This is a genomic window from Alkalicoccobacillus murimartini (genome assembly GCF_030813245.1).
Classification (GTDB): domain Bacteria; phylum Bacillota; class Bacilli; order Bacillales; family Bacillaceae_D; genus Alkalicoccobacillus; species Alkalicoccobacillus murimartini.
In genome coordinates this window covers 597,468-623,877 of record NZ_JAUSUA010000002.1, presented here as the reverse complement: position 1 = coordinate 623,877, position 26,410 = coordinate 597,468, and the positions used below count along the sequence as shown (strand labels likewise).

At 39.6% G+C, this 26,410-nt stretch carries 26 protein-coding genes; 15 read left to right on the top strand and 11 right to left on the bottom strand.

Features of this window, described 5'->3' with window-relative positions:
- Positions 1–78: 78 nt before the first annotated feature.
- Genes J2S05_RS09580 through J2S05_RS09570 form a run of 3 tightly spaced genes read left to right on the top strand, consistent with a single transcriptional unit; the run spans position 79 to position 2,756 of the window.
- The gene (locus tag J2S05_RS09580; RefSeq protein ID WP_306982206.1) at positions 79–1,452 is read left to right on the top strand and encodes a dipeptidase; all 1,374 of its coding nucleotides are present in this window, start codon (positions 79–81) and stop codon (positions 1,450–1,452) included.
- Between the two features lie 35 nt (positions 1,453–1,487).
- On the top strand, positions 1,488–2,240 hold the full coding sequence (locus tag J2S05_RS09575; protein WP_306982203.1) for a Cof-type HAD-IIB family hydrolase: 753 nt from the start codon (positions 1,488–1,490) through the stop codon (positions 2,238–2,240).
- A gap of 33 nt (positions 2,241–2,273) precedes the next feature.
- Entirely contained in the window at positions 2,274–2,756 is a 483-nt protein-coding gene (locus tag J2S05_RS09570) for a GNAT family N-acetyltransferase (RefSeq protein WP_306982201.1), read from the top strand.
- Between the two features lie 178 nt (positions 2,757–2,934).
- On the opposite strand, the gene J2S05_RS09565 is transcribed toward J2S05_RS09570, so the two are convergent.
- From J2S05_RS09565 to J2S05_RS09550, 4 genes are read right to left on the bottom strand one after another with little or no spacing between them, the layout of a single operon-like run.
- Positions 2,935–3,840, bottom strand: coding sequence for a metal ABC transporter permease (locus J2S05_RS09565; RefSeq protein WP_306982199.1), 906 nt, complete (start codon positions 3,838–3,840; stop codon positions 2,935–2,937).
- Positions 3,837–4,733: a metal ABC transporter permease gene (locus J2S05_RS09560; protein WP_306982197.1), complete on the bottom strand. Its 897-nt coding sequence runs from the start codon at positions 4,731–4,733 to the stop codon at positions 3,837–3,839. The genes J2S05_RS09565 and J2S05_RS09560 overlap by 4 nt, the downstream gene beginning before the upstream one ends.
- Positions 4,714–5,469, bottom strand: a complete 756-nt coding sequence (locus J2S05_RS09555) for a metal ABC transporter ATP-binding protein (RefSeq protein ID WP_306982194.1) — start codon at positions 5,467–5,469, stop codon at positions 4,714–4,716. Before J2S05_RS09555 ends, J2S05_RS09560 begins: the two co-directional genes overlap by 20 nt.
- Complete coding sequence (locus tag J2S05_RS09550) at positions 5,466–6,404, bottom strand: metal ABC transporter solute-binding protein, Zn/Mn family (protein ID WP_306982187.1); 939 nt, start codon at positions 6,402–6,404, stop codon at positions 5,466–5,468. The genes J2S05_RS09555 and J2S05_RS09550 overlap by 4 nt, the downstream gene beginning before the upstream one ends.
- Before the next feature lie 328 nt (positions 6,405–6,732).
- On the opposite strand from J2S05_RS09550, the gene J2S05_RS09545 reads away from it, so the two are divergent.
- The gene (locus tag J2S05_RS09545) at positions 6,733–8,406 is read left to right on the top strand and encodes a M20/M25/M40 family metallo-hydrolase (RefSeq protein WP_306982185.1); all 1,674 of its coding nucleotides are present in this window, start codon (positions 6,733–6,735) and stop codon (positions 8,404–8,406) included.
- Here J2S05_RS09545 and J2S05_RS09540 read toward each other — a convergent pair.
- Positions 8,401–8,955: a YpiB family protein gene (locus J2S05_RS09540; protein ID WP_306982183.1), complete on the bottom strand. Its 555-nt coding sequence runs from the start codon at positions 8,953–8,955 to the stop codon at positions 8,401–8,403. The genes J2S05_RS09545 and J2S05_RS09540 overlap by 6 nt on opposite strands.
- Positions 8,956–9,327: 372 nt before the next feature.
- On the opposite strand from J2S05_RS09540, the gene J2S05_RS09535 reads away from it, so the two are divergent.
- The gene (locus J2S05_RS09535; RefSeq protein WP_306982181.1) at positions 9,328–10,989 is read left to right on the top strand and encodes a putative bifunctional diguanylate cyclase/phosphodiesterase; all 1,662 of its coding nucleotides are present in this window, start codon (positions 9,328–9,330) and stop codon (positions 10,987–10,989) included.
- Between the two features lie 175 nt (positions 10,990–11,164).
- Here J2S05_RS09535 and J2S05_RS09530 read toward each other — a convergent pair whose 3' ends face one another.
- On the bottom strand, positions 11,165–11,509 hold the full coding sequence (locus J2S05_RS09530; protein WP_306982179.1) for a YflT domain-containing protein: 345 nt from the start codon (positions 11,507–11,509) through the stop codon (positions 11,165–11,167).
- Between the two features lie 121 nt (positions 11,510–11,630).
- Entirely contained in the window at positions 11,631–11,930 is a 300-nt protein-coding gene (locus tag J2S05_RS09525) for a DUF3817 domain-containing protein (protein ID WP_306982177.1), read from the bottom strand.
- 162 nt (positions 11,931–12,092) lie between these two features.
- On the opposite strand from J2S05_RS09525, the gene J2S05_RS09520 reads away from it, so the two are divergent.
- From J2S05_RS09520 to J2S05_RS09505, 4 genes are all read left to right on the top strand, one after another.
- Positions 12,093–12,371, top strand: coding sequence for a thiamine-binding protein (locus tag J2S05_RS09520; RefSeq protein WP_370873625.1), 279 nt, complete (start codon positions 12,093–12,095; stop codon positions 12,369–12,371).
- A 25-nt stretch (positions 12,372–12,396) separates the two neighbouring features.
- Positions 12,397–13,839, top strand: coding sequence for an aldehyde dehydrogenase (gene aldA, locus J2S05_RS09515; protein WP_306982173.1), 1,443 nt, complete (start codon positions 12,397–12,399; stop codon positions 13,837–13,839).
- Positions 13,840–13,949: 110 nt separating this feature from the next.
- Complete coding sequence (locus tag J2S05_RS09510) at positions 13,950–14,423, top strand: GNAT family N-acetyltransferase (RefSeq protein WP_306982172.1); 474 nt, start codon at positions 13,950–13,952, stop codon at positions 14,421–14,423.
- A 73-nt stretch (positions 14,424–14,496) separates the two neighbouring features.
- Complete coding sequence (locus tag J2S05_RS09505; protein WP_306982171.1) at positions 14,497–15,696, top strand: class I SAM-dependent rRNA methyltransferase; 1,200 nt, start codon at positions 14,497–14,499, stop codon at positions 15,694–15,696.
- A 377-nt stretch (positions 15,697–16,073) separates the two neighbouring features.
- On the opposite strand, the gene J2S05_RS09500 is transcribed toward J2S05_RS09505, so the two are convergent.
- The 4 genes from J2S05_RS09500 to J2S05_RS09485 form a co-directional block, all read right to left on the bottom strand.
- Positions 16,074–17,648, bottom strand: a complete 1,575-nt coding sequence (locus tag J2S05_RS09500; RefSeq protein WP_370873624.1) for a flotillin family protein — start codon at positions 17,646–17,648, stop codon at positions 16,074–16,076.
- A 17-nt stretch (positions 17,649–17,665) separates the two neighbouring features.
- Positions 17,666–18,193, bottom strand: a complete 528-nt coding sequence (locus J2S05_RS09495) for a hypothetical protein (RefSeq protein ID WP_306982169.1) — start codon at positions 18,191–18,193, stop codon at positions 17,666–17,668.
- 160 nt (positions 18,194–18,353) lie between these two features.
- Positions 18,354–18,548, bottom strand: coding sequence for a YwbE family protein (locus tag J2S05_RS09490; protein ID WP_251607637.1), 195 nt, complete (start codon positions 18,546–18,548; stop codon positions 18,354–18,356).
- 104 nt (positions 18,549–18,652) lie between these two features.
- Positions 18,653–20,191, bottom strand: a complete 1,539-nt coding sequence (locus J2S05_RS09485) for an FAD-dependent oxidoreductase (RefSeq protein WP_306982165.1) — start codon at positions 20,189–20,191, stop codon at positions 18,653–18,655.
- A gap of 206 nt (positions 20,192–20,397) precedes the next feature.
- Between J2S05_RS09485 and J2S05_RS09480 the strand changes: the two genes are divergently transcribed.
- The 6 genes from J2S05_RS09480 to copZ all read left to right on the top strand — a co-directional run bounded on the left by J2S05_RS09480 (position 20,398) and on the right by copZ (position 26,409).
- A complete protein-coding gene (locus J2S05_RS09480; RefSeq protein ID WP_306982164.1) occupies positions 20,398–20,817 on the top strand; it encodes a disulfide oxidoreductase in 420 nt (139 codons plus the stop codon).
- 4 nt (positions 20,818–20,821) lie between these two features.
- Positions 20,822–21,301: a thioredoxin family protein gene (locus J2S05_RS09475; RefSeq protein WP_306982162.1), complete on the top strand. Its 480-nt coding sequence runs from the start codon at positions 20,822–20,824 to the stop codon at positions 21,299–21,301.
- 1,062 nt (positions 21,302–22,363) lie between these two features.
- On the top strand, positions 22,364–23,884 hold the full coding sequence (locus J2S05_RS09470; protein ID WP_306982161.1) for a DEAD/DEAH box helicase: 1,521 nt from the start codon (positions 22,364–22,366) through the stop codon (positions 23,882–23,884).
- Between the two features lie 151 nt (positions 23,885–24,035).
- Positions 24,036–24,476 (top strand): DUF4064 domain-containing protein, encoded by a 441-nt coding sequence (locus J2S05_RS09465; RefSeq protein ID WP_306982158.1) that lies wholly within the window; start codon positions 24,036–24,038, stop codon positions 24,474–24,476.
- Between the two features lie 245 nt (positions 24,477–24,721).
- The gene (gene glnA, locus J2S05_RS09460; RefSeq protein ID WP_306982156.1) at positions 24,722–26,080 is read left to right on the top strand and encodes a type I glutamate--ammonia ligase; all 1,359 of its coding nucleotides are present in this window, start codon (positions 24,722–24,724) and stop codon (positions 26,078–26,080) included.
- Between the two features lie 119 nt (positions 26,081–26,199).
- A complete protein-coding gene (gene copZ / locus J2S05_RS09455; RefSeq protein ID WP_306982154.1) occupies positions 26,200–26,409 on the top strand; it encodes a copper chaperone CopZ in 210 nt (69 codons plus the stop codon).
- Position 26,410: the final 1 nt, after the last annotated feature.

Here is a 26,410-nt window from a genome sequence, read left to right as displayed (position 1 = left end):
TAGTAGTCATACCGTTTCATTTGGGCAGTGCTGTGATACACTTATTTTAACTACATAAGTGATGAAGGGAAGAGGACAATGTCAAAAAACGTATTAAATTTTATTCAGGAAAACCGTACAAATCATCTAAATGAGTTGATTGAATTCTTACGTATACCAAGCATTAGCGCACTTTCTGATCATAAAGGTGACGTTCGTAAAGCAGCCGAGTGGACTGTAGAATCATTAAAAGAAGCTGGACTTACATCTGTCGAGCTGATGGAAACGCCAGGTCATCCTGTCGTGTATGGAGAGTGGAGTTCTGCAAAGAATACTCATACCATCCTTATTTATGGTCACTATGATGTACAGCCAGTTGATCCTGTTGAACTATGGGATAGCCCACCTTTTGAACCGGTAATCCATGATGAGAAACTTTATGCCCGTGGTGCGAGTGATGATAAGGGACAGACCTTTATGCATATCAAAGCTGTTCAAGCATTGCTTAAAGCAAATGGAGAGCTCCCTTTTAATGTGAAGTTTTTAATTGAAGGGGAAGAAGAAATTGGTAGTCCAAGCTTGGATTCGTTTGTTGAAGAAAATAAGGAACGACTTGCAGCAGATGTTCTGTTAATATCTGATACACCGATGCTTGGAAAGGGAAGACCTGCTGTATGTACTGGATTACGCGGAATGTGCAGTCTTCAGGTTGATTTAAAAGGGGCAAAAGGAGACCTGCATTCAGGTTTATACGGAGGAGCAGTGCAGAATTCTGTGCATGCCTTGGTCCAACTACTTGGTACATTACGTGATGAGAACGGACGTATTCAAGTGAAAGGCTTCTATGACAATATTATTGAACCTACGGAAGAAGAACGTGAGGTTTACCGTGAATTAGGAGATTATGAAGCAGAATTAAAAGGTGAGCTGGCCGTGCAAGAATTGTTTGGTGAAGAGGGTTATTCAGCTCGTGAACAGACATGGATTCGACCAACATTAGAGATCAATGGTATATACGGAGGCTTCCAAGGCGAGGGAGTAAAAACAGTTATCCCTTCTGAAGCGCATGCCAAAATTACGTGTCGTTTGGTTCCAGGTCAGGACCCTGTAGAAATTACTCAACTAATTGAGAAGCACCTTGATGCGCATACCCCACCAGGTGTTACGTTAACAACAACCCCCTTTGATAAAGGGATGCCATTCCTAGCACCTACGGATCATCCGGCATTTAAAACGGCGACTGATGCCTATGAAGCCGCATACGGAGAACCTGCTCTTTTCACGAGAATGGGTGGTTCGATTCCTGTTGTTGAAACATTTGATCAGGTTCTTAAGATGCCTATCTTATTAATGGGCTTTGGCTTACCAAGTGAAAATTTTCATGCACCAAATGAACACTTCCATCTAGAGAATTATGATAAGGGACTTGAGACGTTAATTAATTTTTGGGAAACATTGTCCTTCGATCAATAAATACTGGCTTGGATAAAAGGATAGGAGAGAGTGAGATGACAACAGACATAGAGAAAAAAGAAATCAAACTAGTTGCGCTAGATATCGATGGTACACTGCTTGATTCGAAGCATGAACTATCTGAAGAAAATATGAAAGCAATAGCAGAGGCTCAAGCACAGGGTGTATATGTTGTTCTTAGCACAGGTCGTTCGTTAATGACCTGTAGTGAATACGCGAAAACATTAAACCTTGGTTCGTACTTAGTAACTGTAAATGGAAGTGAGATCTGGGATACGGAAGGAAAGTTAGTTGAGCGAAATAAGTTAGAGAGTCATCTTGTTCAGAAAATGTGGGATCTTAGTAATGAACACGGAACTCATGCATGGGCAACCGCTGTTGGTGAGGTCTGGAGAAATGAGATGCCAGAGGATATTCATGCAACGGAATGGCTGAAGTTTGGTTTTGATGTGCAAGATGATGTGATTCGTCATGCGATTCAAAAAGAACTGGAATCTCATGCAGAGCTAGAAATCAGTAATTCAAGTCCAACGAACTTAGAGATTAACGCTGCAGGTATAAATAAAGCAAGAGGACTTGAGAAGGTATGCGGTTATCTTGGGCTAACAATGGATCAAGTGATGTCCGTTGGCGATAGCTTAAATGATTTGGCAATGATTAAGGAAGCCGGAATTGGTGTTGCTATGGGTAATGCTCAGGATTTCGTCAAGGATCATGCGGACTGGATTACTTTAACAAATGATGAAGCTGGTGTAGCAAGTGCCATCCGTAAATGGGTGCTTTCATAAACCGTAGGAAAGTTATAAAAGGGGGATGAACAGGTGAACGACTTTGAAATTACGGATATATCACCTGAAGATGCCATTGAGGTGATTCAATGGCACTATAAGCCACCTTATGATTATTATAATATTCGTTCGAGAGATGAGGCTATGCAGGAGTTTCTGATGGGTTCATACTATTCCGTGCGCATGTCAGGCGAATTCGTGGGAATCTTCTGCGTTGGAAATTCTGCACAAGTTCCAGAAGGAAAAGTGGCAGGAGTATATCGCGAACTTTTTGTTGATGTAGGCGTAGGAATGGCACCTTCATTGACGGGCAAAGGAAAAGGAAGGGATTTCTTTCAAGTGATTGTTTCTTATTTGCAAAAGCAATTTCCTAACGCTGGAGTAAGGTTATCAGTAGCTACGTTTAACAAACGAGCCATAAAATTATATACTAATTTTGGATTCTCAGAAGAAGCCTCGTTTACAGCTGATGGCGTTGAGTTTATAGTCATGACGCACTCGACTTTAACGAAATAGAACAAGTTAAATGATTGTAAGTAACTCACCCCGGCGAGCTAGCGGGTGTGGAATGTATGACCGGAGCATTGGCTACTCCCTTGTTATGGTTGGACAAAAAACGGAAGCACTATGCTGTTTAAACAGCATAGTGCTTCGTTTTTTATCCTGAATAAACCAGTTCAGTCAAAGCTTCAAATTAACTTTTTAGCGATGATATGGACTCTTTGTTTTGTTGTGGTCGAACCCAACGAGAGATCAGGCCATGTGATGGTGAGAAAATAAAGCTTATCAGAAAGACAATACCTGTTGAAAAGGCCATCGACCCTGAAACCGAAGTATCTAGCCAAACAGCAATATAATACCCTGCGATGGAAGAAATGACTCCAAATGATGCACTCAGAACGAGCATGACCGAGAGTTTTTCTGTCCAAAGGTAGGCAGATGCTGCTGGTGTAATAAGCATCGCAACAACAAGTATGGCTCCTACTGCATCAAATGAAGCAACTGTTGTCAGAGAGACAAGCGTCATAAAGAGATAATGGAGTGCAATTACTGGGAATCCTAGACTTGCTGCCAAGGCAGGATCAAAGGCAGTGATTTTCCATTCTTTATAAAAAGCAAGAATGAGGCCAAGAACCAATAGAAAGACACAAAAAAGCGTTAATGTGGCCACGGGTACCTCAAACTGAAGGTTAAATAGAGAAAGTGTGGTTGTATTCCATGGAATAAATGCAATCTCACCCATCAATGTGTGTTTAATATCTAAGTGAGCATTTCCGATACTGGTAGATACAAGAATAACACCAATGGCAAACAAACTCGTGAATACAACACCAATAGATGCATCATATTGGACTCCTTTTGACTGAAACCATTGAACCAGATAGGTTGTTAGCAACCCTGCTAGAGCAGCACCAATTAACATGTGAACCCCTTCTAGACTATTGGTAATCATAAAGGCTAACACGATACCAAGGAGGACGGTATGACTGATTGCATCTGCCATCATCGCCATACGTCTTAAAACAAGAAAGACCCCAATCATACCGCAAGACATTCCTACTAAAGAAGCCGTGATAAGAATCCAAGCTACATATGTCATGCTCGGCCTCCCTTCGGCTGATTATCACGACGAACAGCCCGGTATTCTAGCCACTCGATCAAGAGACCTTTTTCTTTACCTAAAACAAGTGATACAAGAAATAGACAAGAAGCCGACAATACAATAAATGGACCTGTAGGCCAGCCTGCTCCTTGGGCACTTATAAATGTACCGAGTGCTCCAGAAACGCCTCCAAATAACGCGGATAATCCCATCATTGTTTTGAAGGAATGAGTCCAATACCTCGCACTAACGGCGGGGATAATAAGAAGGGCAGCCATTAAAATAACTCCTACTGCTTGAATACCTATGACAATTGTAATCACAAGAACAAGTAAGTAGATGATATTTAATCCTCTAAGTGAATAGCCGAGACCTTGGGCAAAGTTTGCATCAAACAAAAAGAGCTTCCATTCCTTAAACGCAACGATAATAATTAAGATTACAAGACCAGCAAGACCAGCCATCATGTAGACATCTGATTGAACCATGGTGGCTGCCTGACCGAAAATGAAGCTGTCGAGCCCACTTTGGTTACCTCCACCAGAACGATTGGCAATGGTTAGAAGCATAATGCCTCCTCCAAAAAATACAGAGAGAATCATACCCATTGCGGTATCTTCTTTAATTCGCGTCGACGTTTTAATCGCTTGAATGAAAAAGGCTCCAAGTAACGCACTCATACCGGCACCAAGAATGAGAAAGGGAAGATTTTTTTCGTTCATAATGAGAAAGGCAATAACAACTCCAGGTAGTGCAGCGTGTGAAAGAGCATCACTCATTAAACTTTGTTTTCTCCAATATGCAAGTGTACCAAACATCCCGGCTGCTATACCAAGCAAGGTTGTGCTAAGCAGAACCCATTGGAAGTTACTAGACAGTAGGATGCTCATGTTGGAATCCCTCCTTCATCCAACGAACTGCACCGCCATAAGCATCTGAAATTGTATCTGAATTAAATACAGTCTCAGTTGGACCATGAGCAATAACAGAACGATTTAACAAAAGGACTTGATCAAAATAATCCGTAACCGTTTGTAGGTCATGGTGGACTACTAATACGGTTTTTCCTGTATTTTTAAGTTCCTTGAGAATCGTCATAATGGCTTTCTCTGTAGAAGCGTCAACACCAGCAAAAGGCTCATCCATGAAATACAGATCTGCTTCTTGAATGAGAGCTCTTGCAAGAAAAACACGTTGTTGCTGTCCACCAGAGAGCTGACTGATTTGTCTATTTGCATAGTCAGCCATGCCGACCTTCTCTAACGCTTCAAAGGCTTTTTCCTTGTGTCGTCGCATAGGCCATTTAAACCAGCCGATCTTTTGGTAAAGACCCATCATCACAACATCAAGAGCATTTGTGGGGAAATCCCAGTCTACAGATCCCCGTTGAGGAACGTAACCTACCCGTGTTTTCGTTGATTTTAAAGTATGCCCAAAAAATACAACATCTCCAGAGAGGGAGGGGTGGAGTTGCAGGAGTGTTTTTATTAACGTTGATTTACCTGCTCCATTAGGACCAACGATTCCTGTTAAAGTACCTTGCTCCACATTAAATGAAACGTGTTCTAAGACTTTATTTTTTCGATATGCCGCACTGACATCTTTAACTTCTAATACATGTGTCATGATTCTGTCCCTCCTGATAGAGCCTCGTATATAGTATCTACATTATAGCGATACATTCCGATATATGTGCCTGCCTCTGTTCCTCTTTCTCCCATTGCATCAGAGTAAAGCTCGCCTCCAAGGTTAATTTGGTGGCCTTGTCTTTTAACACCTTCAATGACTGACTGAATCGCGCTTTGATTCACGCTGGATTCCACAAAAACAGAGGGAATTTCTTTTTCGACTATGGTTTGAACTGTTGATTGAACATCAGAAATACCAATCTCTGACTCTGTACTTAAGCCTTGTAATGCAACAACTTCTAAGTTCGTCATCCGTGCAAAATATTGAAAAGCATCATGGGCTGTAACTAAAACCCTTTGGTCTTCATCAATGGACCCTAGTTTCTCTAATGCATATGCTTTTAACTGCTCGAGCTGAAGTAGATAGTCTTGTTTGTTCTCTTCAAAAAAAGCTGCATCTTCAGGAGAAATTTCCTTCAGTTGATCAACAGCCGCATCGATCCCTTTCTCCCATATATCAATATCGAACCAGATATGAGGGTCTGGAGAACCAGGGCGGTCAGGATCTTCTAACAAATCAGATGGATTTGCTGCGCTACTAAACGCAAAGGTTGGTACCGATGTATGTTCGAATACTTCACTCATATTGGCTTCCAGATGGACACCATTATAAAAGAGTATATCTGCCTGTTCTAGCCTGCTTATATCACTTTGGGAAGCTTCATAGAGGTGAGGGTCCACACCTGGTCCCATCAAACTCTCTACATGAATGCGGTCGCCCCCAATTATACGTAATGGGTCTGCAATCTGTGCTGTTGTAGTAACGACTTGCAATTGATCTTCGTTCACGGTCTCTGATGAAGATTGACAACCAGATAATACAAGTAACGTTAAGATAAAGAATATATTAAGATAGAATATTGATTTCCTCATGCTGTAATCCCCTTATTATTACTTACACTTCAGAAAAAGTATGACAAGCGACTAAAAGTTGCACTAAGTAAACTTTAATAGTCCACGCCAATTTTGTCAAGATCGTGAGACTTGTAAACCTTAGTAGATAATCTAACTAAAAATAAACAATTATTAGAAAAATCATTCGTCACATTTCGGCAATATTGTTATGATGAGTCTAACGCCCGGTATTATTCTACATAATGATATTCAAAACAGAGGCATTGTGGGTGGGCTATGCATAATGTAAAAACAAATCAGAAATAAAAAAGGGCATAAAAAGAGAGAGAAAAAAGGGGCGATGATAATGAATCAGCAGAAGAACATGCAGTATGAACATGCGGATAGGGTGAAGCAGCTGACCCTGGAATTAGTCAACCAGCCAAGCGTTTCTGGTACGCATGGCGAGTGTGAGATGGTGAGTGTGATCGTTACAATTCTTCAGCGGATGAATTATTTCAAAAAGAACCCTCAGCATATAAAGAAAGTGCCAATTCACGGAGATCCTTTAAAAAGAGAAGCGGTGGTGGCATTAATGGAAGGAGATCCACAATCAAAACATGCAACCCTTCTATTAAGTCATTTTGATGTGGTTGGTGTTGATGATTTTGGCCAATATAAACCATATGCTTTTTTGCCAGATCAGTTAGAGAGCGAGTTAAAAAAAGAGAAGCAAGGGTATCTCGATGCACATGCCAGAGAAGACTTACTTTCCGGTGACTATCTATTTGGTCGTGGCACGATGGATATGAAGGCAGGACTTGCGATGCAATTGTCGATGCTGCAAGACTTTAGCGAATCTACATCAGAAAAACAAAATCTACTTTTAGTGGCTGTTCCAGATGAGGAGAAGTTATCTAAAGGGATGTTTGCAGCTGTTGAAGAGCTTGATCGTATGAAGCAAGATGGTTGGTCATTTGATGCGTGTATTTGCAGCGAACCTAATTTCTCATCTTTTCCTAATGACTATCAGAAATATGTGTATACAGGGTCAACGGGTAAACTGTTGCCGTTTATTTATTGTCTCGGGCGAGAGACACATGTTGGGCAACCACTAGAAGGAATCAATGCTTCGGTTATGGCTGCGCAAATAGCGGTAGAAATGGAATGGTCAGAAGTATTTGCGGATGAGGCGCTGGGAGAGAAATCCCCATCTCCAACTTGTCTAAGAATACGTGATTTGAAGGACAGTTATGATGTGCAAACACCTAATGAAGCGTACCTCTTGTATAATGTTCTAACGCTATCAACACCGCCAGTTGGGGTCATAGATAAGGTGGTTGAAGCGTGTAAGAGGGCAAGTGAAAGCATATATAAACGGTTGGTTAGCTTAAGATCTACTCAAACAAATGCGCCAACTGGATTAATCAGTGAGGCTCCAGAGCCAAAGGTTTATACACTCTCAGATCTTTATCGATTAGGAGTAGAAAAGTATGGAGACTCATTTCAACAGACGTATAAAGAAGCGGTTGAAACAATCAGCACAGGAAGAGAGGATTACTCCGAGCAAACGCTAGCTATTGCCAGAAAATTATCCGGTTATTTTCTTGATCTAGCGCCATTTTATTTGGTATTACTGCAACCACCTTATTATCCGCATGTAAGTCTTGATCACAAGAAGGATCTTGATTTGTTAACAATTGTAGATGATCTAAAAAAGTATGCCGATGAATGCTGTGGAGAGCAAGTAGCGATTAAGACATTTTTTCCGGGTCTTTCTGATGTAAGCTACTGTCGGAACAGTGGGGACAAGGCAGCTATCCAAACGTTGCAGGATCATATGCCGTTATTTGGAAACGGGTATGACGTTCCACTCAAGCAGATGGCAAATATTGATATTCCAACAATTAATATTGGTCCATTTGGCAAAGATGCACATAAAAGAACAGAACGTCTGCAATTATCTTACTCAACAGAGACTGCGCCACTTCTACTTAAAAAGGCCTTATTATCGATCAAACAAAAGGGTTCTCAATTATGATTTACTCTGATCTAGCTCATTAAGTTGGATGGTTAGTTGTTTGAATCGAGCCTCATTTCGCTCGTCTAGTGCACGGTCAATTTCAGCAAGCAGGCTTGCACGATCCGTCTGCTGCTGGATCTGAGTTAAGATCCCTTTTGTTTCGTGTTCATATCTTTTAAAGCGTTTATAGTTTTGAAACTGCTCTTTAATAGGGGTTTGAAGCAATTGCTGATAGCTAGAATGAATATGGCTACCATAGAAATGAATCACAAGATTCCTTCTAATGGCAGGGTGAGCCATTAGATCCCCTAATACTTTTGAGGGGTCATCACTCTTTTTAGTATGATCATAATAAACAAATCCAGGCTCGTCCGATTGCATACTAGATATAACAATGGACTTTGAGGATGAAGAAATTGTATCAGTAAAGGTTACATGTTCTAATATATGTGAGTGCCCAATCATATAGTCCAGAATCGTACGAGCCTCTTTACTTTTTAACCGATGGTTCTTAAGAAACCAATTTAAAAATGCTGACTTTTCTGAAGTAGAAACCCATCTGTTCATCTAATCACCTGCCTATCAATTATCTCTTTTTAATAATGTCTTCCCTATGATGATAACGTAAAAACAAATAAAATGTTTCTTTTCTGATAATGAAGGGAATAACAAAGACATATAAATGTTGAAGGAGTGGTCATTATGCCACGGTTGATTCGATTAGCTCTAAGATGGGGCCCAGTACTATATCCAGTTATTCGTAAGGTAATGAGAGACCGTAAAAAGAAAAAGTCAGAGACGGCAAATCGTACATCGTGATTTTCCTTATCTTGAACTAAAAACTTATTTAGTGGAAGCACTTGAAATAACCGATGTGTTTTACGATATATAAGTAGAGACTTCTGAGTGGACGCAGGAGAAAGGAGTCTATATAAGACCTTGACTATACAAGCTAATATTCAAATAGTGAAGCTAGCCGATGCTTTGCGAAATGCATATGACACGGTGTATATACTTAAGTATGTGGACGGCCGGTTTCGTTATGAATATATTAGTGTGAAAACGGAAGAAACTGCTTATCTTACTAAGGAATCAATGGGTAAATATATGGATGATGTCATTCCTAGGTATTTAACACAACGGATGTATCCACAATTTCTAAAAGCCATTGAAGAAATGAAAGCTGTTATGTTTGACGAGAAGTCAAATTCCATAGAATCTATACGTACTGTGATGATGCCACTAGATGTGGAAAATACGGATGCCATCTTTCTATTAGTTTATTCCGAACGCATAAAAGTAGTAAATGAAGCAACATTTGAATCACAAACTGGTTTACCTAGTTTCAATCATTTTAGAGAATTCGTCCAACAGAAGCTGGAAAACCAACCTAACCAACAAAACTTAGCGCTTTTATATATTAATATAGACAAATTTAATAGTATCATCGACAAAATTGGTCATGTTTGCATTGAATCCATGATTACCGAGATTGCTAAAAGGCTTCAATCTCTTTTGGACAACCATTCGACTCTAGCTCGAATTACTGGAGATGAATTAATTTTAGCGGTAGAAAACGGTGATAAGGCTCTTGCAGTAGCTAAAGACCTTCAAGCTTCATTAGAAGCTCCTTTTATAATCAAAAATATAGAGATTCATGTTACAGCTAGTATTGGGATATCGAAAAACTCCGAAAAAATTAAAACAGTTGATCGTTTAATTATGCAAGCGTATCGCGCTATGTTCGAGGCAAAACAGCTTGGTGGAAATAAAGTTGAGGAATTTAGCGTAGATAAAAGCCGCAGTAATGGTGAGCTAGATAAGAACATGCTTCAAAGAGAATTAAACAAAGCGATTGAGAATCAAGAATTCACGATCTATTATCAGCCAATTGTTCATTTGCGTTCTGAAGCGATTCACTACGAGGCATTGATAAGGTGGTTTAGTCCGAAATTAGGATTTATTTCACCAGATCAATTTATTTTAGTGGCTGAAGAGTGTGGATTTATTGAGACGATTGATGAATGGGTCATTGATAAGGTATGTCAACAAATTGGTGGTCTGTTGAATCAAGACGTTTGCGTTTCCGTGAATTTATCAACAAAAACACTTGAATCAGATCGGCTTGAATCACTTCTTCTAAATACGACAAAAAGACATGAAGTGGACCCACGTCATATTGAGCTTGAAATTACAGAGCATTCGATACTAGAAAACGAAGCGGCAACCATTGATAAGCTAAAACGCTTGCGAAAAGCTGGTTTCAAAATTGCCATTGATGATTTTGGAGTAAGTCATGCTTCGTTAAACTATTTACGCATGTTACCTGTTAACAAAATCAAAATTGATAAGGTATTTATCCAAAATGTAATAAGTGGGTCAAAGGAATACCATATTGTTACCTCAATTATTTCACTTGCTCAGAAGCTTGGGTTAACTGTTACAGCTGAAGGAGTTGAAACAGAGGAACAAGTGGAGCTTTTAAAGCGGATGAATTGTGATGAAATTCAAGGATTTTATTTTAGCAAAGCAGTTCCATTTGAGTCGGTTGGAACGATAACTGCCTCCATAAAAAAAGATCTAATTACATTATTCCATTAAAAAACCCGAGTGGTGGTGCACCCCAAACGTTAGATACAAAATCTAACGTTTGGGGTGTTTTTTATGAAAGAAGGTCGACAGCATCGAAGCAGCATGGGCTTGTGATAGCGAAGAATGTATATCCGAAAAAAGGACCGAACAATGATTTCATTGTTCGGTCCTTTGTGTATTTTACTTAAATCGTCAATGACGCGGGTGCATCTTTAATAGCAAGGATTACTTTACCTTGGTCTAACTTATCTTCTAGTAATTTCGCTTCTTGTTCACTAAATCCGATTTCTTCAAATTTAGCACGAAGCTCGTCACCTTTTTTACGGAATACGTTTTTAATAGAAGTTCCAAGTCCTGTTTCGCTTACTCCTACAGTGTTCGCGTCAGCATTATCTGCAATACGATTTGTGCGATCATCATCATGTGTAATCACATAGATATTATCCTCATGTACACCTTGAGTTTTTAGAGATTGAACTGCTGTTACTACTTCTTCGTCATTTTTAAATTCTTTATATACTGGTTTCATTTTTAATCGCCTCCTGTATAGTATGTTTACCCAGCTCGTTTAGGATGAAACATAACTAAATAATTTATGCATGTAAAAAAAGAAAAAGCCCCTTTATATAAGGGCTTCACTAAGGGAGGTATTATGCTGGTGTTTCTTGATGCTTTAAAATTTTGGCGTCAAAGATAAATGGACCAAATGGGACGATTGAAGCAATAAAGGCAAGAAGAGCGGTTAACAGTGACCAGCGAACTCGTACCATCATATAAAAAATGGCAGCAACGTATAAAACAAATAATCCACCATGGGCAGCTCCTACAATGGTCACAGCCATATCCATTCCCCAGATGTATTTAAGTGGCATAGCAATTCCGAGTAGTAGCAAAAAAGACATTCCTTCTAAATAACCAACGATTTTAAATTGCTTAAATGGATTTCTCATGTTACACAACCTCCTATTTAGATCATCTTGTCTCTATTGTACTACTTCGTTGACTAAGAATGCATTCAGCTCATGAATTTTTTGTGAATGACTACAGTAAGGTTTATCAGTATTCGTAAGGGGTACACACTCAGTACAATCTAAAAAATAGGAGTGATTTCATTGTCTACTGTAGTAGCAGGCATTCAAATTCTACCCAATGGTAAAGATGATCATACTGAGGGAATTCTTTCAGAGATTGTAAATGTCATTAAGGAATCAGGTTTAACCTACGAGGTTGGTCCATTGGAAACAGTGGTTGAAGGAGAGTTAGGCACTGTTTTAGATGTAATAAAGAAATCGAATCAAAAGAGTGTGGAACTTGGAGCAAATGAGGTTCTTTCAAATATAAAAATTCAATACCGTCCAAGTGGTACCTCAATTAAAGAGAAAAAACAGTAATTTGTTTATTAGGAGTGAGCGATCAATGAATGTACATCAACTATATATAAACGGAAAGTATGTTGACTCGAAATCAGATGAAATGATTGATGTAGTTAACCCGTCAACTGAGCAAGTGATTTCGAAAATAGCAAACGCAACGGAAGAAGAGACAAACCAAGCAATTGAAACGGCTTTTGAAGCACAAAAGAAATGGGCAAAGCAAACTCAGGTAGAACGAGGTAAAATTGTTCGCGATCTTGGTCAACGTCTTGAGGCCAATAAAGAACGTTTTGTTGAGCTATTAATTGAGGAACAAGGAAAAGACTATGAGTTGGCAAATGGAGAAGTTCAAACGGCTATCGACTATTTCTATTACATGTCCGAGTGGGCTAGACGTATTGAAGGAGAGATTGTACCAAGCGATCGTCCGAATGAACAAATTCTTATGCAACGCAAGCCGATTGGCGTTGTAGGTGGAATTGTTCCTTGGAACTTCCCTGTATTTATTTTAGCGCGTAAGGTGGCAACTTCTTTAATAACTGGTTGCTCTATTGTATTGAAACCGAGCCAGCAAACGCCAAACACGGCTGTTGAATTTACAAAGCTAGTGGATCAATCTGATCTGCCAGCAGGAGTGTATAATCTTGTTACTGGTAAAGGCTCTTCGGTAGGAAATATATTAGCTAGTCATCCGAAAGTAGCCATGATTACGATGACAGGCGGTGTTGGAGCTGGTACCAAGGTGATGGAAGCGGCGGCTCAGAATATGACCAAAGTAAATTTAGAGCTCGGTGGGAAGGCACCTGCCATTGTCACAAAACATGCTGATATTGATTTAGCGGTTGAGAATATTACTGCATCTCGTTTAACGAACAATGGACAAGCGTGTACAAATGCAGAGCGCGTCTATGTGCATGAAGATGTTTCTGATGAATTTATTGATAAATTAACAAAGGCATTCAAAGAAACGACGTATGGTAACCCGCTTCAAAATAAACAAGCGGACATTGGTCCTTTAATCAATAAGGAACACTTGGAAGGTGTCCATGAAATGGTACAGCGTGCTATTGAAGAAGGAGCTCGCGTTGTGACGGGTGGTCAACAAGCTAAAACAGAAAAAGGCTTTTTCTATGAACCGACTATTCTTGTGAATGTTGAACAAAAGTCAGAGATCATTCAAGAAGAGATTTTTGGACCGGTCCTACCGATTATGACCTTCAAGGAGTTTGATCAAGCAATCGAATGGGCAAACGACTCAAAATATGGTTTGTCTTCATCCGTTTACACAGAAAACTATCATGAAGCTATGCGTGCAGCGGATGAATTGCTTTTCGGTGAAACCTTTGTGAATAGAGAGAACTTTGAAGCGATTCAAGGATACCATGCGGGATTACGCCAATCAGGACTTGGTGGTACAGACGGCAAACACGGTGTTGGTGACTTTCTTGTCACACATGCTGTGTATATGCAATTTAAACAAGAATAAAAAACAAGAAAAAAATGAGGGTACTCTTAAAGAGTACTCTTGTTTTTATTGGAGGATATTCAGCATAATAAAAGAAGTAGATGATGAGCCGAAAATGAGGAGGATATTCCGTGGAAGTACAAATAATACCTGTTACGCCTAAAGAGGCTCCAATTCTGCATAATCTCATGCAATTTTATATTTATGAATTTAGTGAATATATAGATGATATTAAGTTAGATAAAGATGGAAGGTTTGAACCGTTTAAGTTAGATGGATACTGGATTGAGCCACACCTAACGCCTTTATTTATAATGGCAAATAATCAACTGGCTGGATTTGTCCTTTTAGAGGCAACCTCTGACACGTCTCCAAATGCCATAAACGAATTCTTTGTGTTAAAGTCTTACTCCAGAAAAGGAATAGGGAAAAAGGCAGCCTTTGAGGTGTTCAAGCGTTGGCGAGGGAATTGGGTGGTCGCTCAACTTAAAGAAAACAAACCGGCCCAAGCTTTTTGGAAAAAAGTAATTCACGAATATACAAAGGGTCAATATGAGGAATCAGATGATCACGGAAAACGAACCATTCAATCATTTACACTCTAGTCATAAAAGACAATGAGAAGTCCATGCTATAATAGGCAAGGAAAGAAGTTGAAGAAGGATAGGATGAGTAATTATGAGTAGTACAGAGATTAAACTTCAGGCAGATAGTCGATTAACGGCATTGTATAAGCGAGGTTATCCTGTGATTGAGCAGGAATTATTGGAACAGCTCGATGAACACCCAGTTGAAGGGGACCTTGTAACGATTGAGGATGAAGCTGGCGCATTTGTGGCTAAAGGGTACTATGGTGAACAAAATAAAGGACGGGGCTGGATTCTTTCTACAAAAAAAGAAGAAGTCATAGACGTTCAGCTGTTTGTACAACGTATTCAGAAAGCCTTTGCAATGAGAGGTCGGTTATTTGCGGATGAATCAACGACCGCTTTCCGTGTGTTTAATGGGGAAGGCGACGGGATTGGTGGCTTAACAATTGATTTCTATGGTGAATTTGGTGTAATCACGTATTACAGTGAGGGTATCTATTCGATGAAAGAATGGGTAGTTGAAGCTGTCTACAGAACCTATCCATTTATAGGCCTTTATGAGAAAAAACGCTTTGCTAACAAAGGAGCTTACGTAGAAGGTGATGACTTTGTTACAGGGGAGGAAGCACCAGAACCATTGTTCATTATTGAGAATGACCTGTCTTATGCAGTGTATTTGAATGATGGTCCAATGACCGGAATTTTTCTCGATCAACGTGAGGTTCGTAAACGTATTAATGAACACTATGCTAAAGGAAAATCAGTGTTAAATACCTTTTCCTATACCGGTGCTTTTTCAGTTGCTGCTGCAACAGGTGGCGCTGTACAGACTACGAGTGTCGATCTAGCTTCGAGAAGCAAGGAGCGAACAATTGAGCAATTCTCAGTGAATGAAGTTGATTTGGAGCAGCAGCGCATTCATGTGATGGATGTTTTTGAGTATTTTAAATACGCTCAGAAAAAAGAGCTCCGGTTTGATCTTGTTGTGCTTGATCCACCAAGCTTTGCTCGTTCAAAGAAACAAACATTCAGTGTCACCAAAGATTATTCAGCCTTATTAAAACAGGCTATTAAAGTAACAGCAGAGAATGGTGTCATTGTCGCTTCTACAAATAATAGTGTTCTTGGCATGCGTAAGTTTAAATCCTTTGTAGAACAAGCTTTTGCAAGTGAGAAGGTTGCGTATACCATACTAGAAGAATATACGGTACCAGATGACTATCCTTACCTCAAGCAGTATAAGGAAGGGAACTTTTTGAAGGTTCTTTTCATTAAAAGAGAAGACTGAGGCTGTAGAAAAAAGGATTAGACTGGGACATAACCATACAGATGAGATGAAAAGGCGAACAATCTATCGATTACACAGCTAAAGCTGATATTTGCTCATTTGTTAGTAACTCAATCCTTTACAAATGAACCAAAACCAGCGTAGGACATACATGTAGACTCCTATGGGAGTAAAGGCCAGGGTGAGACTTCGCAGTGCGTAAGCACAAGGGGGCTCACCAGCACTCCCGTGGGTGCGGAGTGTATGTCCGGAGCGGTAGCCTCACTCTCTTACTTTAATTGACAAAAACCCGAATCATTATGCGAGTTAAACCGCATAATGGTTCGGGTTTTTAGATAACTATAATAGATTTGTGCCAGTCTCATCCTTTTATAAGATTAAGATGCAGTTGAATCCTTTGATTCGTCAGTAACTGGAGTTTCGAACTCTTCACCAGATTTTTTCACTTCGTCTGTTAACTCTTCAATAGACGAGCGAATATTTCCTTTTCCAGAGAAGTTCTCAATCAATTCCTTCATATCAATTCCAGAAGATGCTTTTAGTGAATGTTGCAAAGTGCTCATTAAGTCTGTGGCATAGCCTGTAACTTTATTAGCGCCGCTATTTTCACCATTACCACCAGTATCAACAACGGTAATCTTATCAATATTACCTAGTGGAGCTGCCACTTCTTTCGCATAGGCAGGAAGCATGTTTACGATCATATCAAGCATAGCTGCCTGACCATACCCTTCAAAGGCTTCAGCAATTTTCTCTTTCGCTTCGGCTTCAGCAAGACCTTTAAGACGAATAACCTCTGCTTCAGCTTCCCCTTGTGCACGGTTAGCTTCAGCATGTGCTAAACCATCAACACGAACTTTTTCTGCATCGGCTTTAGCCATTGCTTCAACACGGTACTTATCTGCATCGGCTTCAGCCAATTGCTTACTTTTTGATGCTTCCGCTGCTTGCTCAACCGCATAACGATCGGCATCTGCTTTTTTCTTAACTTCTGAATCGTATTGGCGTTCACGTCTAGCAATCTCTTTTTCTTCTAGCTCAATTTGCTTCTGACGCTCAATGATTTGAATCTGCATTTGCTGCTCAGTAACTTCCTGTTTCGAACGAGCTTCTTGCAAGTGGTAAGATTGGTCAGCAAGAGCTTTTGCTTTTTCTTGTTCGGTACGGTATTCAGCTACTTTCAACTGATTATCTTTCTCTGCTTCAGCAATTTCTGTTGCTCGTTCAATCTCAGAACGTTGTGCAAGTTTGTTTGCTTCCGCTTGTTTGATACGAGTTTCCATTTGTGCATCAGCTGTTGCAATATCAGCGTCTCGTTTTACCTGGGCAATTCTTGGTTTACCAAGAGATTCTAAGTATCCATTTGTATCGCGAAGATCCTTAATCGTGAATGAAACAATCACAAGACCCATCTTAGCTAAATCTTGAGATGCAACCTTTTGAACTTCTTGTGAGAAACGCTCTCTGTTTTTATAGATTTCTTCAACAGTCATAGATCCTAGGATAGAACGAAGGTGACCTTCAAGAACTTCTTTTGCTTCATTTTCGCGATCCTCACGTGTTTTTCCGAGGAATTGCTCAGCAGCTGTAGCAATTTCACTAATCGAGCCACCAATTTTTATGATAGCAGTACCATCAGCGATAACGGGTACACCTTGCTCGGTATAAACTTCAGGTGTTTGTACATCTAACTTACTTGAAAGAAGGCTAAGTGGTTTGGCTTGTTGGAATACCGGTAAAACAAAGGTACCACCACCGCGTACAATTTTGATGCGGTTTCCAGCACCGTCGATATTTACGTTTTTACCACCAAGATAACTACCTGTAACAATTAATGCTTCATCAGGACCTGCTGTGCGGTATTTCGTAACGAATACACCGATTAAAGCTAAAACAATGGCAGCTACAGCTGCAATAACAAGAATAGTTGGTGTAATAAATAAATCGTTCAATTAAATTCCTCCTAGAATTAAAATAATAGATCGTCTTCTTTCACAGATACATAGGCAACGCCTTCTTTAATATCAATAACAAGTATATCTTTTCCGTATGGAATTTCTTCCTCGTCAAATCCTTTTGCTGTTTTCGAGACAGCTCCTCCTGTATCGTGTAAAATTACTTCTCCAAAACCGTCTTTTGGAATGGAGACAATTACCTGTCCGGCACGACCTATTAAGTCATCCTCCGTATACGCATTTGATTCTTCAGCATTAGATAAGGGGATTAAGACAAAAATATTTAATAGCATGACTAACAATAATGATAAAAGAGCAGACGAGACAAGAATGATAATACTGTTAATCGAAGTAAGCGTTTCGAGTAGATACCCTCCAGCGCTCAAAAAGGTTACAAATGAAAGAATAAGTGTTGGATTAAACCAGCCATCTGGTATAAATTCAAACAGTCCATCAAGCATATCGCTTAATAAAATATAGACCAGTGTAAGTACACCACCTGCGATTAATCCGTATAAGTAAATTTGTTCGATGTTTTCCATGTAGATTCCCTCCTCTGAAGCCTTATGACCGCTGGTTAATATCTACCCACTTAATACCAGACACTCCCTCCCTACATTAATAAGCCTCTAGATAATGTGCTTTAGTTGTATATACGAATGGAAGGTGATCTGGTTTCCGTATTTTTGAATTTTTCTCAAACTAATTCAGAATGGCTTGCACTCGACCAACTTGACCATCAGTAAGGCGTACTTTGATGCCATGAGGGTGAGAAGGGGAGTTAGTGAGGATGTCTTTGACGATTCCTTCCGTCCGTTTTCCTGATCGTTGGTCTTGTTTCAACACAATTTCTACACGTAAACCGGCTTTTATATCTGCACGCTTTTGTCCATTCATATGTATTCAGCTCCTTCCATCAATACTTATCTTTTACCTGGTTACCTTACTAATTCTACATGAAATGAAGAAAGCTGTGGAATGTTTTCCCACAGCTTTTCTTATTAATTCGTTACTTTTTTGTTTGATAGAAGTGGGAGTGGCTTTTTAGCAGGGCCTTCAAGGACTTCACCCGAATAGGAAAATCGTGAACCGTGACAAGGACAATCCCATGTGCGGTCGCCTTTATTCCAGCCAACTTCACAGCCAATATGGGTGCAGGTTGTATCAACAATAAAAATCTCACCATCACTGTTGCGATAAGCACCGGCTTTTTTACCTTCAAAGTGGACGGCTGCTCCTTCATCTTTCTCAAGACTGTCGATGCTTTGTTCATCTGGGCTAATTTTTCCTTTGATGAGCTCAGATGCGACATTTACGTTTTCTTTTAAGAAATGACGGATACTTGGATCGGCATGAACACGACTGGGGAGGAATACACTTTCAAACTCGTCTGAACCATGAATAATAACATTTGCCAAAATCATTGCTGCATTGGTTCCACCAGTCATTCCCCATTTTCGGTATCCAGTAGCAACAAATAGGTCCGTGTGTAAAGGAGATAAGCGGCCGATGTATGGAAGGTTGTCTAGTGTCGTTAGATCTTGAGCTGACCATTGGTGCGTTATGTTAAATGAATCAAAGTGTTCGTTTCCGTAAGTTTCTAATGCTTCATAATAAGAGCGAGTGTCTCCACCTTGTCCGGCTTTGTGATGTTCCCCGCCTAACAGTATAGTGGTATTTCCTTCACTAGTAGAAGCTCGGATAGAGCGACTTGGTTTATCGACACTTAAATACATGCCTCCTGGCCAATTATCGTTTGTTTCAGCAGCGACGATATACGAACGGTCTGCTTTCATCCGTGAAAAATAGAGTCCGCCTTTATCAACAAAAGGAAAGTGAGAGGCTGCGACGATAGAGGATGCGGTTACAGGGTAACCATTTTTGGTGAGCACAGTTGGTTTTGCATCGTGATTAATATCAAGAGCAACCGTTTGCTCAAAAATGAGTCCACCTTTTTTAACAATTTCATTAGCCAAAAAAGCCATAAATTTAAGTGGGTGGAATTGTGCTTGGTTTTTCATGCAAAGAGCTGCTTTAACAGAAATGTTAATAGGAAGTGAATCAAGCCATTCATGAGGAATACCTAACTGTTCATATGCTTCTTTTTCCTTTTTAAGCTTGGCCACGCCCTGATCTGTGGTTGCATAAAGATAGGCATGTTCATCCTCGAAGTCACATTCGATTTCTTGCGTAGACACTAACTCTCTAATAAAAGCGAGAGCTCGTTGATTGGCTTGATAATAAATGTTTGCTCCGCTTTTGCCTAGATGACTTATAAGCTCATCATAAATAAACCCGTGTTGAGCCGTGATTTTAGCAGTGGTGTGGCCAGTTGTGCCCTCGCACACTCGATCCGCCTCAAGCAAAGCCACTTTTTTCCCCTGCTCAGTGAGTAGGTACGCAGTAGTTAAGCCAGTAATACCTCCGCCAATAACCGCAACATCTACTTCAATACTACTTGAAAGTGGTGCAAATTCAGGCATTTGTACATTTGTGCGCCAATATGTTTGTTCATTTGAATTCTTAGTCGTGTCACTCATCTGACTACATAGCCTCCTAATAAAAGTTATCGAACTTAGTTTTGGCTGAATGTGTCAAAACCATGTATAAATTTTGATTGGGAAGTTGATATATAATACAAAAATAGTGACAACTTAAAAGGATCTTGATAAAGTTTTTATAGCTCTATAAAAAGCGCTAAACTAAAAGCTTTAATTAAAGGAATGAATATGAGAAAGGACAAGCTATGAAAAAAATAGTTGAAAATTTATTGTTGCTCGCTTGGGGCACAGCTTTCACAGCAACATTAGGTTCATTATATTTTTCTGAAATTCGTCAATTTGAACCATGTACACTATGCTGGTATCAGCGCATATTAATGTATCCATTAGTCGTTATTCTATTAATTGGAATCATAAGAAAAGAAGCTAGCTCAGCTATTTATGCAGCAGCCTTATCAGGAATTGGACTCTGTATATCAATTTATCACTACATTTTGCAAAAGATGCCGGACACGGTTGGTACAGGGCCAGGTTGTGGACGGGTACCATGTACAGGGGAATATATAAATTGGTTTGGTTTTGTAACGATTCCGTTTCTTGCAGGAACTGCTTTTTTAATCATACTTATCACGAGTATCGTGATAGTAAAGAAATCCAGGGGTTGATAATATGAAGAAGATTTTAGTTTTTGGTAGCATTATCGTTGTTGTCTTTGCACTACTCGCCTTATTAACGATTACAAGCAATAAGCAAAAGATGGAATCGGTGGCTGATAATCAGTTTGGAAAGGACGAGCTGACTCCAGCAACAATGGATATCGTTGATGATCCAAATTATCAAAATGCGATTTTACCTGAGGAACTTCAAGATAGACTAGATAATGAAGAGACGTTCACAGTGTATTTCTATGCTTCAGATTGTCCGCATTGTAAAGAAGCTACACCGAGATTGGTTGATTTAGCTGAAGAATTAGATGAGGATATACCTCAATATAATTTGCGTGAATTTGAACAAGGCTGGAGTGATCATAATATAGAGTCCACGCCAACATTGGTTCATTATAAAGATGGTGTGGAAGAGCAACGAATTGTTGGAGCTGCAGAAACAGAAATTTATGAACAGTTCTTAACCGCATTTCCTTCCGAATAAGCAGAAAAAAAGGCCTGTGAGACTTCACTCTCTCACAGGCCTTTTTTATTAACCTAATGTTCCAATTGCGTTGCTCACTGATTCAAATAATTGCACAAGAATATCTGTAAACATAAATGATGACCCCCTTTATAAAAAAGTTAAGCAGTGCTGAAGATTAACCAAGAGTACCAATTGCGTTGCTCACTGATTCAAATAATTGCACAAGAATGTCTGTAAACATAAATGATGACCTCCTTTATAAAAAGTTAAGTAGTGCTGAAAATTAACCAAGAGTACCGATTGCGTTGCTCACTGATTCAAATAATTGAACAAGAATGTCTGTAAACATAAATGATGACCCCCTTTATAAAAAGTTAAGTAGTGATGAAAATTAACCAAGAGTACCAATTGCGTTGCTTACTGATTCAAATAATTGAACAAGAATGTCTGTAAACATAAATGATGACCCCCTTTATAAAAAGTTAAGTAGTGATGAAAATTAACCAAGAGTACCAATTGCGTTGCTTACTGATTCAAATAATTGAACAAGAATATCTGTAAACATGTGCCGTTCCCTCCTTCTCCTTACTTTTTTTAATGAATGCATTCTTTTTACATGGTTTCTTTAGCCGAGAGTCCCAATAACATTGCTGACAGATTCAAATAGTTGAACAAGAACATCTGTGAACATGTGTTTGACCCCCCTTTTTTGCTGGTTTCAATTAGGTAACGCAAAGAGTAGGACAAGGGATCACTATTTTTAAAACTTTTTTTAAAAAAGTATAGATTTTTATTTTTTAGGTCAGCATATTTAATGATTTGAACTCACATGAGAGCAGATCTAACAGGTAAAAGAATAAGCGCCCATTGCGTTAAGTCATCAGCCGTGATATGATTAACATTGGAAAAAAAACTATAAGCGCCTTAGTATGTAGGCGACACATATATTCAGGCAGACGACCATATCCAGGTTGTTAGGGGTATGGTCTTTCTGCGTTATAATTTACGCGTCTCCAAGTGGAGATGAAAGGCTGACTAGCGTGTCACCATCTGAAGGGTGCCCTAAAGGAGATTTGTCATTTGGCAACATTTTATGATTTTAATCTGAGCGAGCAAGTGGTTCAGGCAGTTACAGGTATGGGGTTTGATCAAGCAACACCAATCCAGGAAGCAACAATTCCAAAAGCATTAAAAGGGATTGACATCATTGGTCAAGCACAGACAGGAACAGGGAAAACAGGAGCATTTGGTGTTCCATTAGTAGAAAGAATTAATATTGATAAACGTGAAGTTCAAGGATTGGTTATTGCGCCAACACGCGAACTTGCAAATCAAGTTGCTGAGTCATTAATTAAATTTGGCCGCAAAAAAGGTGTACGCACAGTTGTTGTTTACGGTGGTCAAGACATGCGTAAACAAATCCGCGATTTAAAACAGAATCCACATATCGTGGTCGCAACACCAGGTCGTTTGATGGATCACATGCGTCGTAAAACGATTCTACTTGATCAAGTAGACACAGTTGTCCTTGATGAAGCAGATGAAATGTTGAACATGGGATTCATTGAAGATATTGAGACCATCTTGAAAGAAACTCCATCTGAGCGTCAAACACTTCTATTCTCAGCAACAATGCCTAAGCGTATTGAAAAGCTAGCAACAACGTTCATGGACTCACCAGAAGTTATTGCTGTTAAATCAACAGAAGTAACAATGGAAAACATTGAGCAACAATATATCGAGGTATACGAGCGTGAGAAGTTTGACGCGTTAACTCGTCTTATTGACATTCAAGTTCCAGAACTTGCGATTGTATTTGGTCGTACAAAACGTCGTGTAGATGAACTTGCTGAAGCTCTAATCAAACGAGGATATCGTGCAGAAGGTATTCATGGTGACTTGAATCAAGCGAAACGTGATAGCGTTCTTCGTAAATTCAAAACCGGCCTAATTGATGTTCTTGTAGCTACAGATGTGGCTGCTCGTGGACTAGACATTAGTGGAGTATCTCACGTTTACAACTTTGATCTTCCACAGGACCCTGAAAGCTATGTACACCGTATTGGACGTACAGGTCGCGCAGGACGTTCTGGAATCGCGGTTACATTTGGTACACCTCGTGAAAGAGATCATATCAAAGCAATTGAACGTGTTTCTAAGAAAAAAATGGTTCGTCACAATGCTCCAACATTAGAGCAAGCCATTGAAGGCCAACAAAAGCTTGCTATTGAGCAATTGCGTGCGTTGACTGAAGTTGAAAATGGAGCAGAATCTTATCGTGGAGCTGCAGAAGAGCTTCTTAAAGATACTGATGCTACTACAGCTTTATCTGCAGCATTAAAGCTTCTAACAAAAGAGCCTGATGCAACACCAGTTCGTTTAACTGATGAAGCACCACTTCGTTCGAAAAAACCTCGTCGAGATGGTGGTGGCGGTGGAAAATCACGCTATCGTCAAGATGATCGTCGCCGTCAAGGTGGACGTGGAGGCGAGAACCGTGGTAGCGGTGGTGGACGTCGTGAAGGTCGTGGTGGAAGTAGTAATACTAGCAGCAGCCAAGGTCAAAGCCGTAAGCCTAAGAAACACGCTTATAATAAGTAAGAATCCGAACCTGAACCGCCTAATGCGTGTTCAGGTTTTTTTATTATATTGAAGATTTATATTTTATCAGCATTTACGAGCAATTCGATGATGTAATACAATAGTAAGGATGGTATCTAAGAAATACATAGAGGAATGGGAGTTGTAATGTATGAAAAGAACAGCGGAAAGAGTATTGGGGATTATTGGAGTTATTATGATGTCAATCGGGGCATTGTTAGTTACTATTTTGACCATAGGTTTCACTTCTCCAGACAGTCAAAGGCAAATTGAGACGATGTTACAAGATCCTGAAATCAATCCAACAGGAGAAGATATTGGATTTGATCAAGTAATTGATTACTTTGTCGCAAATGGGTGGATCGTCGTTGTCGCTTTAGTTGCTTCGATCGTTTTAGGCATTGTTGCGTCTGTATTAGTAAAGAAGAAGCCAGTTTTCTCGGGGATAATGTGGTTATTAGCAGCTGTTATTAGCCTTGTCACTATCTGGTATCTAATCATCTTACCTGCAATCTTATTTGTAATCGCTGGAATTCTTGCGCTTGTTCGTAAGGCACCTCCAGAAAATCCGGAAGAACCTGCTCGAACGTAATAATCAAATAAATAAGGAGAGAGGTAATTCGTTAATGAATTACCTCTCTAAGGAATATTTAGAAAACTCATTTTAAACAGATAAAGCGCTTTACCCCTTGCGCCATCTAGGTTTACTAAGTTTTAACAACAGATTTCCTTGTTAGATAATCTTACATATCGATTGCATTGAAGCACTGAGTTTCATAAAGTAAAAGATAACAAGATTGTGTTAAATAAGATTACATGAAAAGGAAGTGTGTGGGGATGTCGGTAAATGCGCCAACTAGAGAAAGCATTATAGAAACTATCAAGGAAACGATCGAGAAGAAAAGTGTAGAATTACTGCATATGCAGTTTGTTGATTTGGAAGGTACATTAAAGCACGTAACCATTACAGCTGAGCAACTAGGTCAGGCAGTAAATGGAGAAACGATGTTTGACGGTTCTTCCATTACTGGATTCACGCCTATCAATCAGTCTGACCTTTACCTTGTTCCGGATATTACAACTTTTGCTGTACTGCCTTGGACAGAAGAAGAAGGATATTCGGAAGCGCGCTTCCTGTGTAGTGTAAAAAAGCCTGACGGGTCCGATTTCGAAGGAGATCCTCGAAACGTACTTAAGAAGACAGTGAAGAGAGCAAAAGATCATGGTTTCTCTATCAGTGTCGGACCTGAGCTTGAATTTTTCTTATTTGAAACGGATGAATATGGACTGCCAACTCAACGTACTCAAGATGTAGGTGGATACTTTGAGCCATCTCCAAAGGATGACGGTGAAAAAGTTCGATTGGCTATCTATAAAGCACTTAAGATGCTTGGATTTACAATTGAAGCTTCCCACCATGAAGTGGCAGAAGGTCAACACGAGATTAACTTTAAGTATGCGGATGCGTTGGCGTCTGCAGATGCAGCTACAACATACAAATGGGTAGTAAAAACAGTAGCAAAACAATTTGGACTACATGCAACGTTTATGCCAAAACCACTTGCCGGTGCAAACGGGAATGGTATGCATGTAAACATCTCATTATTTAATGATGAGAAACAAGAAAACTCTTTTTATGATGATTCCGATAAATTGGGTCTATCTTCAACAGCATATAGCTTTATCGGTGGACTAATTGATAATGTGAAGGATTTTGTTGCTGTTACCAACCCATTGGTTAACTCATATAAGCGTTTGGTTCCAGGTTATGAAGCTCCATGTTACATTGCATGGTCTGCGTCAAACCGTTCTGCATTAATTCGTATTCCTGCTACTCGTGGTCCGGGAACTCGTGTAGAGATTCGTTGTCCAGATCCATCTGCTAATCCATATCTTGCATTTGCTGTTATTGCAGCTGCTGGTATTGATGGTGTGGAGCGTGAGCTTGCTGCACCTGCTTCAGTTGATGCAGATATCTTCAGTATGACTCCTGCAGAAATTGAAGAACGTGGAATTGATAACCTTCCAACAAGCCTAGAGCAAGCTTTAGATCGCTTTGCAACAGGTAAAATTGGTGAAGAAACTCTAGGCGAACATGCTTTTAATGAATATCTTAAATTAAAACAAGGCGAGTGGGATGAGTTCCGTACAACTGTACATGACTGGGAAATTTCTGCTTACCAATCTAAATTTTAATTTTATATGGATAAAGCCTCTCTCTTTTATAAGAGAGAGGCTTTTTTATGCGTATAACTTGATTACCCCCATAGGGTATAGTACACTGTGATTAATATAAAGCTTGAGGAGGAGTTATCATGAAAAACAGTACATTAAATGTGACCGGAATGTCTTGTCAACATTGTGTTAACGCTGTTGAGAGTAATGTTGGAAAGCTAAGCGGTGTTGAAACCGTTAAAGTGGACCTTGGACAAGCAAGTGTAGAGATTCGTTTTGAGGAAAGTCAGGTACCTTTGTCAGAGATCATAGAGACGATTGAAGACCAGGGTTTTGATGTAACTAAATAAG

Excerpts from the sequence above, each read along its gene's own strand:
- J2S05_RS09580 (WP_306982206.1), top strand. The coding sequence starts at position 79 with ATGTCAAAAAACGTATTAAATTTTATTCAGGAAAACCGTACAAATCAT.
- J2S05_RS09575 (WP_306982203.1), top strand. The coding sequence starts at position 1,488 with ATGACAACAGACATAGAGAAAAAAGAAATCAAACTAGTTGCGCTAGAT.
- J2S05_RS09565 (WP_306982199.1), bottom strand. The coding sequence starts at position 3,840 with ATGACATATGTAGCTTGGATTCTTATCACGGCTTCTTTAGTAGGAATG.
- J2S05_RS09560 (WP_306982197.1), bottom strand. The coding sequence starts at position 4,733 with ATGAGCATCCTACTGTCTAGTAACTTCCAATGGGTTCTGCTTAGCACA.
- J2S05_RS09555 (WP_306982194.1), bottom strand. The coding sequence starts at position 5,469 with ATGACACATGTATTAGAAGTTAAAGATGTCAGTGCGGCATATCGAAAA.
- J2S05_RS09550 (WP_306982187.1), bottom strand. The coding sequence starts at position 6,404 with ATGAGGAAATCAATATTCTATCTTAATATATTCTTTATCTTAACGTTA.
- J2S05_RS09545 (WP_306982185.1), top strand. The coding sequence starts at position 6,733 with ATGAATCAGCAGAAGAACATGCAGTATGAACATGCGGATAGGGTGAAG.
- J2S05_RS09540 (WP_306982183.1), bottom strand. The coding sequence starts at position 8,955 with ATGAACAGATGGGTTTCTACTTCAGAAAAGTCAGCATTTTTAAATTGG.
- J2S05_RS09530 (WP_306982179.1), bottom strand. The coding sequence starts at position 11,509 with ATGAAACCAGTATATAAAGAATTTAAAAATGACGAAGAAGTAGTAACA.
- J2S05_RS09525 (WP_306982177.1), bottom strand. The coding sequence starts at position 11,930 with ATGAGAAATCCATTTAAGCAATTTAAAATCGTTGGTTATTTAGAAGGA.
- aldA (WP_306982173.1), top strand. The coding sequence starts at position 12,397 with ATGAATGTACATCAACTATATATAAACGGAAAGTATGTTGACTCGAAA.
- J2S05_RS09505 (WP_306982171.1), top strand. The coding sequence starts at position 14,497 with ATGAGTAGTACAGAGATTAAACTTCAGGCAGATAGTCGATTAACGGCA.
- J2S05_RS09495 (WP_306982169.1), bottom strand. The coding sequence starts at position 18,193 with ATGGAAAACATCGAACAAATTTACTTATACGGATTAATCGCAGGTGGT.
- J2S05_RS09490 (WP_251607637.1), bottom strand. The coding sequence starts at position 18,548 with ATGAATGGACAAAAGCGTGCAGATATAAAAGCCGGTTTACGTGTAGAA.
- J2S05_RS09485 (WP_306982165.1), bottom strand. The coding sequence starts at position 20,191 with ATGAGTGACACGACTAAGAATTCAAATGAACAAACATATTGGCGCACA.
- J2S05_RS09480 (WP_306982164.1), top strand. The coding sequence starts at position 20,398 with ATGAAAAAAATAGTTGAAAATTTATTGTTGCTCGCTTGGGGCACAGCT.
- J2S05_RS09475 (WP_306982162.1), top strand. The coding sequence starts at position 20,822 with ATGAAGAAGATTTTAGTTTTTGGTAGCATTATCGTTGTTGTCTTTGCA.
- J2S05_RS09465 (WP_306982158.1), top strand. The coding sequence starts at position 24,036 with ATGAAAAGAACAGCGGAAAGAGTATTGGGGATTATTGGAGTTATTATG.
- glnA (WP_306982156.1), top strand. The coding sequence starts at position 24,722 with ATGTCGGTAAATGCGCCAACTAGAGAAAGCATTATAGAAACTATCAAG.
- copZ (WP_306982154.1), top strand. The coding sequence starts at position 26,200 with ATGAAAAACAGTACATTAAATGTGACCGGAATGTCTTGTCAACATTGT.